Origin of the sequence: Chryseobacterium sp. Leaf405, assembly GCF_001425355.1 — a bacterium.
In the GTDB taxonomy this organism is placed as follows: Bacteria; Bacteroidota; Bacteroidia; order Flavobacteriales; family Weeksellaceae; genus Chryseobacterium.
The window spans coordinates 907,456-924,660 of record NZ_LMQN01000015.1; the positions used below are offsets into that span (position 1 = coordinate 907,456).

The 17,205-nt window shown below is 33.9% G+C and carries 13 protein-coding genes; 6 read left to right on the forward strand and 7 right to left on the reverse strand.

The features are described from left to right. Positions 1-14: 14 nt before the first annotated feature. Positions 15-2,252: a TonB-dependent receptor gene (locus ASG22_RS14060; RefSeq protein ID WP_055985780.1), complete on the reverse strand. Its 2,238-nt coding sequence runs from the start codon at positions 2,250-2,252 to the stop codon at positions 15-17. 320 nt (positions 2,253-2,572) lie between these two features. Then, positions 2,573-3,475: a GyrI-like domain-containing protein gene (locus ASG22_RS14065; protein ID WP_055985783.1), complete on the reverse strand. Its 903-nt coding sequence runs from the start codon at positions 3,473-3,475 to the stop codon at positions 2,573-2,575. A gap of 145 nt (positions 3,476-3,620) precedes the next feature. On the opposite strand from ASG22_RS14065, the gene ASG22_RS14070 reads away from it, so the two are divergent. Continuing rightward, positions 3,621-4,124 carry a superoxide dismutase family protein gene (locus ASG22_RS14070; protein WP_055985786.1) on the forward strand — a complete coding sequence of 168 codons (504 nt, stop codon included), beginning with the start codon at positions 3,621-3,623 and terminating at the stop codon, positions 4,122-4,124. Between the two features lie 66 nt (positions 4,125-4,190). Here ASG22_RS14070 and ASG22_RS14075 read toward each other — a convergent pair whose 3' ends face one another. Continuing rightward, positions 4,191-6,320, reverse strand: a complete 2,130-nt coding sequence (locus ASG22_RS14075) for a carboxy terminal-processing peptidase (protein ID WP_055985789.1) — start codon at positions 6,318-6,320, stop codon at positions 4,191-4,193. A 317-nt stretch (positions 6,321-6,637) separates the two neighbouring features. Between ASG22_RS14075 and surE the strand changes: the two genes are divergently transcribed. The 3 genes from surE (at position 6,638) to ASG22_RS14090 (ending at position 9,337) form a co-directional block, all read left to right on the forward strand. Beyond that, positions 6,638-7,408 carry a 5'/3'-nucleotidase SurE gene (gene surE, locus ASG22_RS14080; protein WP_055985792.1) on the forward strand — a complete coding sequence of 257 codons (771 nt, stop codon included), beginning with the start codon at positions 6,638-6,640 and terminating at the stop codon, positions 7,406-7,408. A 147-nt stretch (positions 7,409-7,555) separates the two neighbouring features. After that, positions 7,556-8,596, forward strand: coding sequence for a GMP reductase (locus tag ASG22_RS14085; RefSeq protein WP_055985795.1), 1,041 nt, complete (start codon positions 7,556-7,558; stop codon positions 8,594-8,596). Between the two features lie 3 nt (positions 8,597-8,599). Further along, on the forward strand, positions 8,600-9,337 hold the full coding sequence (locus tag ASG22_RS14090) for a DUF1835 domain-containing protein (protein WP_055985798.1): 738 nt from the start codon (positions 8,600-8,602) through the stop codon (positions 9,335-9,337). Between the two features lie 57 nt (positions 9,338-9,394). On the opposite strand, the gene fabG is transcribed toward ASG22_RS14090, so the two are convergent. From fabG to ASG22_RS14110, 4 genes are all read right to left on the reverse strand, one after another. After that, positions 9,395-10,138 (reverse strand): 3-oxoacyl-[acyl-carrier-protein] reductase, encoded by a 744-nt coding sequence (gene fabG / locus ASG22_RS14095; RefSeq protein WP_055985801.1) that lies wholly within the window; start codon positions 10,136-10,138, stop codon positions 9,395-9,397. Between the two features lie 183 nt (positions 10,139-10,321). Continuing rightward, on the reverse strand, positions 10,322-11,782 hold the full coding sequence (locus ASG22_RS14100; RefSeq protein ID WP_055985804.1) for a WG repeat-containing protein: 1,461 nt from the start codon (positions 11,780-11,782) through the stop codon (positions 10,322-10,324). Continuing rightward, on the reverse strand, positions 11,783-12,457 hold the full coding sequence (gene rsmI / locus ASG22_RS14105; protein ID WP_055985806.1) for a 16S rRNA (cytidine(1402)-2'-O)-methyltransferase: 675 nt from the start codon (positions 12,455-12,457) through the stop codon (positions 11,783-11,785). Positions 12,458-12,465: 8 nt separating this feature from the next. Beyond that, positions 12,466-13,983 carry a hypothetical protein gene (locus ASG22_RS14110; RefSeq protein ID WP_055985808.1) on the reverse strand — a complete coding sequence of 506 codons (1,518 nt, stop codon included), beginning with the start codon at positions 13,981-13,983 and terminating at the stop codon, positions 12,466-12,468. A 60-nt stretch (positions 13,984-14,043) separates the two neighbouring features. Here ASG22_RS14110 and ASG22_RS14115 point away from each other — a divergent pair, with 60 nt between their 5' ends. Both ASG22_RS14115 and ASG22_RS14120 read left to right on the forward strand, forming a co-directional pair. Further along, on the forward strand, positions 14,044-14,634 hold the full coding sequence (locus tag ASG22_RS14115; RefSeq protein WP_055985811.1) for a thymidine kinase: 591 nt from the start codon (positions 14,044-14,046) through the stop codon (positions 14,632-14,634). A 119-nt stretch (positions 14,635-14,753) separates the two neighbouring features. Continuing rightward, entirely contained in the window at positions 14,754-17,201 is a 2,448-nt protein-coding gene (locus ASG22_RS14120; protein ID WP_055985815.1) for a bifunctional UDP-N-acetylmuramoyl-tripeptide:D-alanyl-D-alanine ligase/alanine racemase, read from the forward strand. Positions 17,202-17,205 lie beyond the last annotated feature (4 nt).

The following is a 17,205-nucleotide window of genomic DNA, read 5'->3' on the forward strand; positions in this document are numbered from 1 at the left end:
ATTTATTGAGATTCTTACAAATTATTATTGATGGCATCCTGCGTTCTATCAACTCCAAAGCTGATAAAAGCTCCCACAAAAACAAAAGTATTTACCGGAGGAACGACCGCCGAACTTCTGGCTCCATCCATTGAAAAATTATATCCATACACATTTTTCGAGCCCAAAATATTGGATACACTTAACACCAAAACTGTAAATGCTTTTGAATCTTTCTTACCCAGATTCGGAAGATAATTGATACTGAAATTTAATGCATTATAATCTCTTAAACTTCCTTCATTTCTTACGTAATAATCAGATTCTCCATTAATATTCTGCGTTGCAATATCGTAATATGGTCGACCTTTAGCATACGTATAAGAAAGATTGAAACCCGTTTTCCACTTTGGAACAAATCTTTTCGCCACCGCAGAAATTGTATGTTCAGAAGCAAAATTTGGTTTTAAACTTACCGGATAATTCATAAAATCTCTTTTGGAATCCAGGAATGAATAACTGATCCAATAATCAAAATTTTCAATCGTTTTCTTGTCTCTCCAGAATAATTCCAGTCCTTTTGCGTAGCCATAACCACTATTATTATCGGCAGTCTGTACAAACTGATTTTGTCCGTCTTTATATTCAAGATTTTTAACTTTCAACAAATCATCATATTTTTTATAAAAAGCTTCAAACCTTAAACTTCTTCCCTCCGTAGTTCTCTGAACCTGGAAAATATAATGCTGCGACTGCTGAAAATCCAGATTTGCAGGACCGTTGATGTATTTACTTTCAGGATTCTGGTAGAAAAGCCCGTAAGCGAAAGAGGTTGTCCAGTCTTTAGCCAAACGGTAAGCCAATGCAAAACGCGGCGCAATATTGCTTTTTCCCAAATAAGAAGAATGCTCTGCTCTCACTCCTATTTTGGCAGATAAATAATTACTGAAACCCAAATCTGTTTCCACAAAAGCTGATGAAATTAAATCCTTATAATGCTTATCAACAAAATCATTGAAGTTGAGTTTTTCGCTCGTACTGTTCAATTCAAAACCTCCTCGTAAAGCACTTATTTTATTGATTTTTCGTTCTAAAACTGCTTTAAAATTGATATAATTTCCACCTGTCAATAGTTTTGTATTTCCGGTTTCTAAATCATTTTTTACCGTTGAAAAATCAAGATCCGATCTGTTGAAAGAATAAGAAGTTCCCGCATTCAGTAAATATTTTCCGAATTTTTGTTTGAAAGACAAATTATGATACGTATTTTTTCCTTTTAAATTAATCTTTGAAAAATCATTTTCGGGTTCCAGACTTTCTACCGTCACTCCCATTCTGTTGGAATCGTACATTCCGTAATATTTAAAAAAACCGCCTGATTTTGTTTTAATTCTGAAATTAAAATCACCGTTAAGACCTGAAGGAACTTCTGAAAAATTAGTATTAAAATTAAAAACTTCCTGCATCAGTTTTAGATTTGAATAACCCAATGTTGCTCCAAAAGATGAATTTTTATTGTCGCTTAATTTCTGAAAACCTGCATTTAAAAATATCGGAGAAATTCCCAAATCATAAGAGCTTTGATCCGGAAGATCTACACTTTCCAACATCAGTGCACCGGAGAGCGCCTGACCGTACAAAGCAGAATATCCGCCACTGGAAAACACATTTCCTTTAAAAAGTGAAGTATTAAAACGATCTCTCCCTGCAATTCCCGGAACCGAATTGGAAAAATAATTGTTAATCAAACTTCCATCCATAAAAATTTTCGATTCGGTTCCCGTTCCGCCGCGGATGAAAAGACCTTCTGTTTCTCCCACTTTCTGAACTCCCGGAAGATAAGTTAATGCAGAAGAAATTTGTCCGTCTGCTCCAGCGGTTGTATAAATATCGATCGGTGTTAACAATGCTGTTGCTCTTTTTTTATCACTCGCTTCGATTGAACCAGCAGAAACTACGACTGCATCAATTTCATTGATCTGTTCTTTCAGTTCTGCATTGACAGAAACTTCCTGATTTTCAATACTGATTGGTTTTTCGACATCAATATATTTTGGATGGGTAAATGTTAAAAATTTATTTCCTTTTTCTGAAGTTTCAAAAGAGAAATTTCCGTTGGCATCGGTTGTTGCTCCTTCGTAAGTATCTTTTAATGTTACATTTACCTCTGCTACTCCTTTATTTCTGAAAGTTACCTTCCCTGAAATTTTTGTCTGGGCAAAACTCAGCGCAAATAAAAAAAATGAGAGGAGAAATAATAATTTTGTTTTCATAGCTGTTTTATTTCGATTCAAAAGTATGACGAAATTTTATTGTTGATAAATTTTTGTTGCTGAATGGTAGAATTTAGATTCTGAGTCGTTGGTAAAGGCGTTTAACTACATCGAATCTTTTTCATTTAGTAAATATCATTCTGACGAAGGAAGAATCCCAACATTAATTATAAGAGATTCTTCATTACGCTTTGCTTCTTTCGGAATGACAAATGTGATGTTTTAGCTTTTTGAAAATATTTAACCACCCCATCAAAAATTCTTTGAATTTTCGCCACCCCTCCAAAGGTGGGGAATTTTCTCTGTGATTAAATTATGTTTTAATTAATGGGAATACAGAAATCCACAATCATTTTCCCTTCGGGATGTTCTTTGAAATTAGTGTGATAAATTTCGAATGGGAAAGCTTTTCGGACAGAGTAATTGTTTTCTTTCATCCATAAAAATAGTGACACCCAGCATTGTTCGAAATCGTTCAATGTGACTTCTCCACTTCCTATGATGAATTTTCCGGCTCCGATGGTTTCGGGGAAAACTTCACCTTCCTGCTGTTGTAATTTTTCATCCAGCAACATACAGGCATGAATTCTCACTTTGTCGGGCGGTGTAACTTTAAAACTGTCATGATAAACAGAAATCATTTTTACATTTTCCTTTGGGAATAATTTTTTCGTTGTAGCCCAATCAATTAAGATATTGAAAGAGGATTCTACATTTGCAACTCCAAGGCTCATAACGGCGGCAAGATTCATTTCAGAAAGTTCTGTTACTTTAATTTTTAAATTCATATTCGTCCAGTTTAATAAGTTTTCGATATTGCAAATGTATTGGTCAAAAATCGTATCGATTTGTCCGTTCTTGCTTTGTTTGGAATTGATTTTATGAAAATTTTCCGGTGCAAATTTCCGGAATTCCGAAGGTGATTTTCCGTAATGTTTTTTGAAAGTTTTATGGAAAGACGAATGATTTGAAAACCCGAATTGCAAGTAAATATCACTAATGTTTACATTCTTTCTTAATGCTAAATAAAAAGCACTTTTTTCGATTCTCTTTCTGATAATGTAACTTTGAGTCGTTTCACTTGTAATCAACTTAAAAATCCTATGAAAATGAAATGGAGAATATGCCGCAATCTCTGCAACTTTTTCTAAAGAAAGTTCTTCACCAAGATTATTATCAATGTATTGAATGGCTTTTACTATTCTTTTTTTATGCTCTTCCAAAGTCAAAATATTTAGAGTAAAGGTATCAAGTAAGAATGAAAGAGATTTGTCTTTTATTGCTATTTATGAAAAAATGCATGAATCGTAATGCGCTTTGGAAAATGTTGTTTAAATTTAACATAAAATCACTTTAAATCATTTCAAAATGAAAGGTAAAACATTAGTACTATTAGCAGGAATTTCACTGTTTGCTGTTTCTTGCGGAACAACAAATACATACCAAGTCCTGTCTAAAAGCAACACACAAACGGGAGGAACGGCAAAGTTTACTCAAAAAGGAGATGAAGTTGTTATGAAACTGGATGTAACGAATCTTACTCCGGGAATTCACGCCGTACACATTCACGAAAAAAGTGACTGTTCAGCAGCAGACGGAACTTCAACCGGAGGACACTGGAATCCTTCTAAAAATGACCACGGAAAATGGGGCGCAGAACATTTCCATATGGGAGATATAGGAAACCTTGTAGCTGATCAAAACGGTGTAGCTACCTTAACTTTCAAGACTAATAAATGGTGTCTTGGATGTTCAGACGAATCTAAAAACATCATCGGAAAAGGAATGATCGTACATGCCGCAGCCGATGATTTCCATACTCAGCCAACCGGAAATGCAGGAGGAAGAGTTGGATGTGTCGAGATTAAATAATCTAATTTATTTCAATAAAAAGACCGCTAATTTTCATTAGCGGTCTTTTATATTTGTTATTTAGAATTAAGGTTTTACACTCATATCTGCAATAATATTCATTGCTTCCTGAAGATAAAGATCTTTCTTTAGATTTTTAATCCACATTTCAGATTTTTTCTTGAAAGCTTCATCTTTTTTCTCTCTTTCAATTTCGCTTTGATACATAGAGAATTGAAGACCGTTTTCAAATTTAGTTAAAGATTTGAATTTCTCAATCTGTGCTTTTCTCTGCTTCATCACGTCATTAAACTTATTGATATTCAATGTAATCGTTTCTTCTTTATCCAATTGTTCTCTCCATTGAGCGGACTCTAACAGCAATTGATACTTAGCATTTTTAGCCATTCTATCATTGCTTGCTTTTTCTAAAGCCTGGATGTTGAAAATATTCAGTTTCTGGAAGTTTGCTGTAGGAATTTTATCCCAAGCCAATGCAAAATCATCATATCTTTCTCCAACCTCAGCATAAGTGAAGAAATCTTTCATCTGAATATCAGAAACAATTCCTTTTCTTTGGTTAGACTCACCTGTGATTCTGTAGAACTTCTGAATCGTTAATTTTAATGATCCAAAATCGTCTTCCGTATTTAAAAATCTATTCAAATCAACAAATGTCTGAACCGTTCCTTTCCCGAAAGACTGAGGCGAACCAACGATCATCGCTCTTCCGTAATCCTGCATAACTCCGGCTAAAATTTCTGAAGCAGAAGCTGAAAGTTCGTTTTGCATAATCACCAACGGACCTGTCCAAACCGGAGTTTCCTGCTTATTTTTCAACGTTTGGATTTTACCGTTTCCGTCTTTTACCTGCACATAAGGTCCTGCATTCATGAACAATCCCATGATATCGCCAACTTCTGTTAGCGAACCTCCTCCATTATTTCTAAGGTCTAAAATGATTCCTTCAATTCCCTGAGCTTTTAGCTTAATGATTTCATTTTTAATATCATCAGAAGCATTTCTTCCCTTTTCATCTTCAAAATCTGCATTGAAGCTTGGCAGATTAATGAAACCATATTTTTTTCCGTTTGCAGAATTTACCACAATACTTCTTGCAAATGTATCTTCAATAGCAACCTCTTCACGGATCATCGTAACGTCTTTTATCGTTCCGTCTTTTTTCTGAACAGTTAACGTAACCGGAGTTCCTTTTTCCCCTCTGATCAAACGAACGGCTTCGTCAGAAAGCATTCCCACCACATTTACGGCATCTTCTTTCGGTTTAGATTTTACTTTTAAAATTTTATCACCTTCGGAAAGCTGTTTAGATTTCCAGGCCGGCGCTCCGATTGTAAGCGCACCCAAATACAGATTTCCTTTTTTCTCCTGAATAATTGCCCCGATTCCGATAACTTTTCCTTTGAACTGTGTATCAAAATCGTCTTTATCTTTTGGAGAATAATAGTTGGTATGCGGATCGAAAACTTCAGTATAAGCATTCATATATACCGTAAACCAATCCATTTTCTTTCTCTTTTTGAATCTCGTAAAGGTTTCTTTTACAAGATCTTTCACCTCATCGGTTGCTTTTTTAAGCTTTTGATCAGGATTAAGAGGCTGATATTTAATAGTATCCTTTAAATTGTATTTCTGAACAGAATCTTTTTTCTCTTTCTGAGCTTCTTCTTTGCTGTTCATCGATTCAATTTCCTGAAGAATATTGTATTTGATGAATTTCTTCCACTCGTTATACTGTTCCTGTTTGTTGGCAGGAACTTTTTTCAGCTTTGGTTCTAAAGTAAGACTTTCATCTTCCTGTAGATTGATCGGTTTACTGAAAATATCCTGAGTAATCTTATCGATTTCATCTACTCTTTGGTATAATCTGTCGATTGTAAGTTTATAAAATTGCAGATCTCCCTGATTGATATAATCATCAAGCTTGGTTTCATGTTTACCAAACTCATCCATATCAGACTGCACAAAATATCTTTTTCCGGGATCTACCAATTCGAAATAATGCTTGTAAACATCTTTGGAATACGCATCATTAATAGGTTTTGGGCTGTAATGTAAATAAGAAAGTGTGTTTTTTACGCTCACCATTATCGTCTGCATCTTTTCATCATCATTTTTAGGTGAGTTGAAACAAAACATTAGACTTGTTAATGGAATTAGGAGTAAAAATTTATTTAGCTTAAAATTTTTCCACATAAATCGGTCCTGTATTTTATTAATTTTTTTTAATACTTATAATTAGTAGCAATTTTTAATTTGCCGTTACAAACTATCAAATTTAATACCTTATTTATTAATATCGGATATTTTTAAGGAATTTTATTATTAGAACTGCGATCTGTTGATTTTTTATCTTTTCTGATGATGAAAATGTACAATTGAAAGAATAAAAAAAGATTCAAAGCCATTTTAAAAAGACTGTGAGAAGCATTTAAAAATTCAAATAATATTTAAACATAATGGTTTTTAAAGAAAGTCTTTTATGCTATATTTGTTACAATTAAAATTTTTATATGGAAAGACCACTTATTCTGGTTACAAATGACGACGGAATTACAGCACCTGGTATCAGAAATCTTATCAGTTTTATGAATGAAATCGGAGAAGTAGTTGTGGTTGCCCCCAACTCTCCACAAAGCGGTAAAGGTCATGCCATTACCATCAATTCTACTCTAAGCTTCGAAGAAGTGCAGCTGGAAGGTCCGCAAACCGATTATTCATGCAGCGGAACTCCTGTTGACTGTGTAAAAATGGCACTTGATAAAATCTTAACAAGAAGACCCGATATTGTTGTTTCAGGGATCAATCATGGAGCAAATTCTTCCATTAATGTGATTTATTCAGGAACAATGTCTGCAGCAGTTGAAGCGGGTGTAGAAAACCTTCCTGCGATTGGATTTTCTCTGTTGGATTTCAGTTGGGAAGCAGATTTTACTCAGGCAAAAGAATATATTCAGAATATCGTCAGAAGAACATTGGAAAACCCTATGCCAAAAGGTATTGTTTTAAATGTGAACATTCCTAAACTTCCGAAGGAAGAAATCAAAGGTATTAAAGTCTGTAAACAGGCCAAAGCCAAATGGGAAGAAAGTTTTGATGAAAGGGTAAACCCACACGGTAAAAAATATTATTGGCTGACAGGATATTTCAATAATATGGATGATTCTCCGGATGCCGACGAAACAGCTTTAGCAAATGGATATATTTCCATCGTTCCTGTAAAGTTTGATTTAACAGCTTACGAATACATGAATACTTTGGAAGAAGTAATGAATTTCGATTAAAATTAAATAGTAAAGCGTAACAATGTTTCGCTTTATTTTTTTATTACATCAGCAAGATAATTTTTCATAAAGAATTTATAAAATCCATTATTTTAAAACTTTCATTAAATCTTTTTCATAATTTTAAGTAAAATAATTTTCCAAATTATGAGAATAGAATATGATATAAAGCTAGGTTTTAAAGATGTGATGTTCCGCCCGAAACGCTCAACTTTAAAATCCCGTTCGGAAGTTGATTTAGAAAGAGAATTTACTTTTAAGCATACCCAAAAGAAGTGGAAAGGAACTCCGATCATCGCAGCCAATATGGATACAGTAGGAACCTTTGAAATGGCTGTGGAATTAGCAAAAGATAAAATCATTACAGCTATTCACAAGCATTATTCTGTTGAAGAATGGAGCGAATTTCTTGACAGTCAACCGGAAGAAATTCATCAATATATTGCATTAAGCACCGGAACCGGAAAAGCAGATGCAGAAAAGATAAAAACAATCCTCAATTTACACCCAAAAATCGAGTTTCTCTGTATTGATGTTGCCAATGGATATTCCGAGCATTTTGTGGAATTTGTGAAGAAAGCCAGGGTAAATTTTCCCGATAAAATCATTATTGCCGGAAATGTAGTAACCGGCGAAATGGTAGAAGAACTTCTTTTAGTGGGCGCAGATATCATTAAAGTTGGAATTGGTCCGGGTTCTGTTTGTACAACGCGTGTGAAAACCGGCGTCGGTTATCCTCAACTTTCAGCTATTATTGAATGTTCTGATGCTGCGCATGGTTTGGATGGACACATCATTGCTGATGGCGGTTGTAAAGTTCCTGGAGATGTTGCCAAGGCTTTCGGTGGCGGGGCAGATTTTGTGATGTTAGGCGGAATGTTTGCCGGACATGATGAAAGTGGCGGTGAAATGGTAGAAGAAAACGGTAAAAAATTCAAACTTTTCTACGGAATGAGTTCTAAAACAGCAATGGATAAACATTCCGGAGGTGTGGCAGAATACAGAGCTTCTGAAGGAAAAACCGTGAAAGTGGCATACAAAGGCCCTGTTTCCGAAACGGTGAAAGATATTTTAGGTGGTGTTCGTTCAACGTGCACGTATGTCGGTGCTTCGAGACTGAAAGAATTGTCAAAAAGAACAACTTTCATTAGAGTTCAGGAACAGGAAAATCAAGTGTTTAAAGACTAACTAATGAATACAATATTTAACATAACCAATGGTGATTACCTTGCCCAACAATTAAAGGAAGCTAAAATTATTGGTGAAATGATTACCTGCAGAGAAGCTTTAGTTACTGGTCCCTTAAGAGCTGATAATCTGGACTATTTCTGGAAATTGAGAACTTCCTTCATTTCGAATGAATATAAAGTAAAAGCAGAAGATTATTTTGATAAAACTTTTCCTGAATTTGAAAAGATCTTAAATATTCCCGATGGATCTGAAGTTAATCTTTGGTTTGAGGATGATTTGTTTTGTCAGGTTAATCTATGGTTTTGTCTGTTTCTACTTCCAAAAGATAAAGACTTAAAAATTTACAGAATTTTCCCAAAAACGACGAAAGAAAACAACTGGAAAGGATTTTCTGTCTCGGAAAGTTCAGATCTCGAGGAATCATTAAATTCCAGAATTTCACTTGATGAAAAAGATATAGAATTAGGCATCAATCTATGGAAAGCATATCAAAATAATGATAAAAAGTCGTTAGAACAACTTTCAGAAAATCAATCGAATGGATTTCATTTTTTGAAAGAAGTCATTGATTCTTATCTACATATTAAACCTGAAATTTTTATTAAAAATTTAATAGAAAACGGAACAACAGACTTCAATACCATATTCGAAAAGTTTCAGAATGAATTAGGAATTTTTGGATTCGGAGATCTTCAGGTGAAATCAATTTATGATACAGTTTTAAAAGAAAAGCAATAAAAAAATCCGTCAGTGCAGACGGATTTTTTTTATTATAATTAATTCAATATCAATCTATTAAGTCAATAAACCACCGTCAACATTTAGCGTTTGTCCGTTAATATAAGAAGCCATTTCACTTCCTAAAAATACGCAAGCATTAGCAACATCGGTAGTTTTTCCTAATTTCTTCATTGGGATCGCTTCTGCCCATTTCTGAGTCGCTTTTTCGTCTAAGGCTGCTGTCATTTCAGTTTCAATAAATCCCGGAGCAATTGCATTACAACGGATGTTTCTTGAACCTAATTCCAGCGCCACAGATTTAGTAAAACCAATCACACCAGCTTTTGAAGCTGCATAATTTGCCTGACCTGCATTTCCGCTGATTCCCACTACTGAAGTCATATTGATGATAGATCCTGATCTTGCCTTCATCATTGGTTTAATTACCGCTTTTGTAAGGTTGAATACAGAATCCAAGTTAATTCTTAGTACATTATCCCAGTCATTTTTTGTCATTCTCAACAATAGGTTATCTTTTGTAATCCCCGCATTGTTGATTAAAATATCGATCTGACCAAACTCCGCCATTACTTCTTCTACTAATGTTTGAGCTGCATCAAAATCTGACGCATCAGATTGGTACCCTTTTATTTGAGTTACAGAACTTAAAGCCGCTTCTAATTCCTTCGCTTTGTCTACAGATCCGGCGTAAGTGAATGCTACTTTTGCTCCCTGTTGGGCATACATTTCAGCAATTCCTCTTCCGATTCCTCTTGTAGCTCCCGTGATTAGCGCTACTTTTCCTTCTAATAGTTTCATATTTATGACAATTATTTCTTTATGTAAGTTATTAGCTTTTCGAAAGTTGGCTAATATACTACTATTTAATTATATCAAAATTAACAGTGCGCAAAGATATTACAAAATGTTATTCTATGCATTTTAAATCGGTTTTTTTGCAAAATTTTATGATTGTTTTTTGTCATACAAATACAAAATTCATTAGTCGATAAAATTTTTGTCTTTTTGTTCTGTGAAATAGATGTATTCGGAATCTTTTCCTTTGGTAAGTTTTATTCCTTTTTTATCGGTGGAATATTTATCATACATCACCTCTGTTAAAGGCTCGTGCTGCTGATTGGTAACACCGAATTTATTGTCTTTTTTTACTACAACTTCATTTTCTCCAAGGAAAGTAAAAATATTATCATAAATAAAAGGAATCGCTTCATTTCCTTCTTCATCGATCATCCCATAAAAATTATCGATATTTTGTCCCACCAAAGCCGGATAAAGTTCAAACGATTTCATGACACTGAAATTTTTCAGCGGTGTGTATTTTTTATCTTTTGGTGAAAATTTAGAATAAATTCCGTCTTTTAATACAATAACATTATTTGGAAATATCTTTTCAATAGAATAATTTTCATCTAAAACACTTTTCATATTCTTATCAAGAAGCATTTCTTGGTCCTCTTTTCTTAGATAAAGATATTTTTCGCCATTAATATCAAGGCCTTCTACTCGATCATATTCTTTAGGAAAAACGACTTCGCCGTTTAGACGAATAACAGCCGTTTTAGGATTTGTGGTATCCTGAGAAGTTTTAAATAAACCATTAAATAAAGGATTTACATAATGATAATCCAGATTATATATTTTTCCTTCTTTTTTTGAAAAAATGCTGATTTTATCGTCTTTTGTAAGATAAATATATTCTCTTCCCACAAAAGCCTGATCATAAATTTCTTCTGTTATGATGCTCTCTTTTTCATCGATAATTCCATACTTATTGTTGGAAACATTAAGCGTTATGATATAAGGAAAAGCATTGATATTGTCGATATTATGATTGGTAATTGTACTTAGCGTTTTACCGTTATTGTCGATAATTTCACCGCTTTTTTCACCTGAAGTAAGAAATGTTCTGCCTTTGTAAAAACGAAGATCGTCTGTAAATTCTCTGTCGGAAACTTTTTTTCCGTCAAAATCATAAATTAACCAAGCATTACCCGTCTTAACAAAAAATCTATTTTCGCTTCCAAACTGTATTTTATCTGAAAAAGGAATAATCTGTTTTCCATTGAAATCGTACACACAATCTTTTCCGTTTTTAGAATAAATCAGTCTGTCTTTTTTCTCCCAGGTTCTGAATTTGAAACTGTCCAAAGGCAGTAATTGATTCCCTTTTTCATCAATTAAAGCGGTTTTTCCATTAGATTTTAAAATAAAACGATTCTTCCACAACCGTGAAATTTCACTTTTGTAAGGATAGTCGAAAGTAACTGTTCCCAAAGAATCTACAATTCCTGTTTTCCCGCTTTTAGATTCAATAATAAGTCCGTATCCTTTAGAATAAGACCGCACTTCTCTGCCGATTTTTTTTGATAAAAGTATCTGTCTGTACTGATCGGTCTGCGCAAGGCAAACAGACGAGAACAGCACGAAAATTAATTTTTTCAATTAAATAGAATTATTTACGATGAGCACAATCTCACCCTTAAGAGTTTTGCTTTTTGAGAATTCAATGAGTTCAATAATTGTTCCACGCTTCGTCTCTTCAAATTTTTTAGAAATTTCCCTACTCAGACTTACTTTAGTTTCTTCACCAAAGAATTCCTTAATCTGTTCTAAAGTTGTGTTGATTTTGTGCGGACTTTCGTATAAAACGATGGTCTTTTTCTCTTCAGCAAGTTGTTTCAATTTCGTTTGTCTTCCCTTTTTCTGAGGTAAAAATCCGGCAAACAAAAACTCGTTATTTGGTAATCCTGAAACGACCAAAGCCGGAATTAAAGCTGTTGCGCCCGGCAGACAAATCATTTCTATATTATGATCCGAACCTGCTTTTGCTAATAAATATCCGGGATCTGAAATCCCGGGAGTTCCTGCATCGGTAATAATGGCGATGTTCTGACCGCTTTTAAGGTCATTAATCACTTTTTCCGTTGCCTGATGCTCATTATGCAGGTGATAAGATTTCAAAGGCTTGGAAATCTCGAAATGCTTCAACAGAATTCCGGAAGTTCTGGTGTCTTCGCATAAAATATAATCGACCTCTTTCAGTATTTTTACCGCTCTGAAAGTCATATCTTCCAAGTTCCCGACCGGTGTGGGAACAAAATATAGAATTCCGCTCAAAATTTAATTTATAAAAATTTATTTTCTACCAATATCCAGAGTCTCTGGGCATATTCATCTACTTTATTCCATTTTTTCTGATAATACAAATCACTTAAATATTCTTTCGCATCTTCCACATTTCTGAAGCTGTTGAGATTATTCATGATTTGATTCATTTCAGACTGGCTTCCGCCGAATAACATTTTCGAAAAAGCAATTCTGTCATTTAAGTCTAACTTAAAATCCGGCTTTGCCTTTTCTGCCTCCATAAATTCTGTCGGAATATTGGTTTTTATGATACTTCCCGTATTTTCTTTTTCTACAGGAACTGTTTTTTCTTTCGGCATTTCTCTGTCAAGATGATCGTCGTCAAATAATGACTGAACCGCTTTCATCCCTTTGATATTTGCCAGTTTTATTTTTTTGTCATGATTGTATTCAACCAGATTTTCAAAGCTTTGATCCGACGGATGTATCTCTTTTTCTATCTGGGGCTTATCAATCTCTACAATTTTTCTTCTGTCATTAATTTCAGCTAAAATCGACTGCTCCTGTTTTTCTTCAACAATCGCTTCGTTTTTAATTTCGCTTACAATATTATCGATATTAGAACTTTCCGAAGCCATTTCTCCTTGTTCTATCGCAATATTAGAAACCACAAACTGATCTTCGTGTTCTTCAATTAGAAATTCTTCATCATCATCCAGAATCTCACTGTCAAAAATGCTCGGAATAACCTCAATATTTTCAGTGCCTTGATCTCGTTTTTTTAATTCAGATTCAAAATTATCCTGAACTTTTTCTTCTTCTTCAAAATCACGTAAATTTCCCTGATCGTCAGAAACTTCATTTTCAAATTCATCAATTTCATTTAACTGATTATTAAAAACAGTTTCTTCTTCAGTTGTTTTCTCATTAAACATTTCCTCATGAATGTCGTCATCATTTTCAGGTTCAGAATCCGCCAGAATTCTTTCTTCATCGACAAAACTTAAAGCGCTTTCGTTGGAATCTGAGGGTTCGTTTTCATCAATTTCATTCAGTTGATTATTGAAAATTGCCTCTTCTTCAGTTACGTCATTATGATTAGTTGCCTGCGGATTTAGGATACTTTCCGATCCTGAATTTTCTTCTGCAAAATTAACTAAAGTTTCGTGAAGTTCCTCTTCAATAATTTCATTTAACTGATTATTAAAAACGGCTTCTTCTTCAGTCACTTTATCAGAAAATGATTGATTCCCAATTTCGTTGAATTCATTATTAAAGATGGCTTCCTCCTCCGTCACTTCATCACTTACATTATCATTTTCTTCAACTAAAAAGGAATTTTTTTGCTGATTTTCTGAAACTGATGAATATTTTTCGTTTGCAGAAGACTCCATATTTTTCTCCAGCAACCGCAAAAAAGAAATTTTATCAGCAAGTTTATCTACAAGATCCTGCTTAGACGACAGTTCGTCTACATTGTTTATTTTGTCCAAAATACCAATGATATTCTTGGATTCAAAAAAAATCTTTTCCTTTAAATCTTGAATGTTCTGCATATAAGAATCTTGTTAAAATTGCTTACTTTTGATCTTAAAAATATACGGCTAATTTAACAAATGTTTTTAGAAAATACAATTAATCATTCCAAACAAAGTGGTTGGATGGAAGTTATTTGTGGCTCAATGTTTTCCGGAAAAACCGAAGAGTTGATCCGCAGGCTGAGAAGAGCAGAAATGGCGGGGCAAAATGTAGAGATTTTTAAACCAAAACTGGATACCCGTTATTCGGAAGAAGATGTAATTTCTCATAATCAGAATAAAATACGAAGCACACCGGTGGAAAATCCCAGCGAAATACTGTTGCTGGCATCCAATTGTGATGTGGTGGGAATAGACGAAGCGCAGTTTTTTGATGAAAGCATTGTAGATATTGCCAATCAATTGGCAAACGGAGGAATAAGAGTTGTCGTTGCAGGTCTTGATATGGACTTTTTAGGACGACCTTTTGGGCCGATGCCGAACTTGATGGCAACCGCAGAATATGTGACTAAAGTACACGCCATTTGCAAAAGAACCGGAAATCTTGCCAATTATTCTATGAGGATTTCTCAGGGAAATAATCTGGTTGAATTGGGCGAAACAGAAAGTTACGAAGCAGTAAGCCGTCGTGTTTTTATTGATGAAGTACTTTTAAAGAAGAAAAAATAATTATCTTTAGCTGAGAATGAATGAGATGCTTACAGGCGAATTGATTTGAAAATTTTTAATTGAAATAGCTTATTTGCCTCATTATTTTCCTTATTTAAAATATAGCAGAAAGGGCACCAATGAACTATACAGTAAATCAAATCGCAGAAATCACCAATGCTACGGCTATTGGAGATGGAGAATTAATGGTCAAAAACATCGCTTTTGACAGCAGGATTATTTATTCTACAAAAAATACAGCATTTATTGCGATAAATACTCATAAAAATTCTGGAGAAAAATTTATTGAATCTGCCATTGACAGAGGTATTACCGTAATTATTTCCGAGCACCAATATTCTCAGTTTGAAAATATTACCTGGATTATTGTTGAAAATTCTGTTGAGTTCATTCAAAAATTAGCCAAGTTTCACTTTGAAAATTCTCATTTAAAATCTGTTGGGATTACAGGAAGTAACGGCAAAACTATTTTGAAGGAATGGTTGTATCAATGTTTGTGGAACGAATTTCCAACAGTAAAAAGTCCGAAAAGTTTTAATTCTCAGATCGGCTTGCCACTTTCTTTGCTTCAAATTAATAATTCTCACGAGTTAGGAATTTTTGAAGTCGGAATTTCCAACCCGGATGAAATGGAAAAACTGGAGAATATTTTCCATCCACAGATTGGTTTGCTGACTCATATGGGAACTGCTCACCTCGCCAATTTCAAATCTGAAGAAGAACTTATTGATGAAAAAATTAAATTGTTCAAAAATTCTGAAGTTATTATTTATGACGGTGATAATTCTTTGACCGATCAAAAAATAAAAGAACTCTACTCTGAAAGAAAATTAATTTCTTACGGATTAAAAAATCATAATAACGTTTTCTATGAAAACAATATTTCGAAAAATGAAGATGTTGTTGTACACTATTTTGACGAAAAAATTTCATTCCCCGTTCATCAAAGAGATGAAGCGACGTTAATCAACGCTCTGGCGCTTATAACCGTCTTAAAGGAAGTGGGAGTCAAAAACCAAAAGATCGTAGAAAAAATCAACGCTCTGAAAGCCGTTGAAATGAGACTTGAAGCAATTGAAGGAATTAAGAACAATATTGTCATCAATGATTCTTTCAATCTTGACCTCGATTCTCTCAAAACCGCGCTGCAATTTTTAAATGAATATAAGAAACCGAAGAAATCTTTGGTTTTAACAGATATTGTTGGCGTCAATTCAAATTCAAAAGAATTGTATGAAGAGGTTTCCGAATTGGTAAATGAGCAAAAATTTGATCACGTTTTCTTAATAGGCGACGAAATATCAAAATTTAGTGAATTATTTAAAGCTAAAACATTCACTTTTATTAATACTCAAGAGTTAATTGAAAGTAAGCATCTTATTGAAATTGAAAATCAGATCATTCTGTTGAAAGGAGCAAGAAAATTTGAAATTGAAAAGCTTAAAGACATTCTTGAGCTGAGAAAGCATGATACGGTTTTAGAAATCAATCTCAATGCGATTCTTCATAATATCAATTATCATAAATCTTTGCTGAAACCTGAAACAAAAATGATGGCAATGGTAAAAGCAAATTCTTATGGATTGGGAAGTTATGAGATTTCAGAATTCCTTCAACATCATCATATTGATTATTTGGGAGTTGCTTTTGTAGATGAAGGTGTTGAGCTTCGAAAGAAAGGAATTACCGTTCCTATTGTTGTCATGAATCCGGAACAGCACAGCTATCAAACTGTGATTGAATATAATCTTGAACCTGAAATTTACAGTTTCCGAGTTTTGGAATTGTTTTATGAGGCTGTACAAAAATCGGGTTATGATAAGAAATATCCCGTTCATGTTAAATTAGAAACAGGAATGCATCGTCTTGGTTTTAAAGAATATGAATTAGATCAGTTAAATCAGACTTTAGAAAATAAAAATTTAAAAGTTCAAAGTATTTTCAGCCATCTTTCGTCTTCAGATATACCAGAGGAAAAAGAATTTACTTTAAACCAACTACAAACATTTGAAAAAAATTCAAGTTATTTGATTGAAAAATTGGGATATACTCCTATCCGACATATTTTGAATTCATCAGGAATTACAAGCTACACCGGTCATCAGTATGATATGGTGAGGATCGGCATAGGAATGTTGGGAGAATCACCCAATGCCGAAATACAAAAACAATTGCGTTCTGTGGTGAGTTTCAAAACGGTAATTTCACAAATTTCTATCGTCGAAGATGGAGAATCTGTGGGCTATAGTCGAAGATTTAAAACAGATCATAAAACTAAGATTGCCACCATTCCCGTTGGATATGCAGACGGGATTCCGAGACTCATCGGAAACCAAATTGGAAATGTGGGAATCAATAAAACACTTGCTCCAATTGTCGGAAGTATTTGCATGGATATGATGATGATCAACGTAGATCATATTCCGAATGTAAAAGAAGGCGATATGGTAACGGTTTTCAATGCAAAACCAAGTTTAAAAGAATTCGCAGCATACTGCAAAACGATAACCTATGAAGTTCTAACCTCTATTTCGCCACGCGTGAAACGGATTTATGTAAAAGATTAAGCCT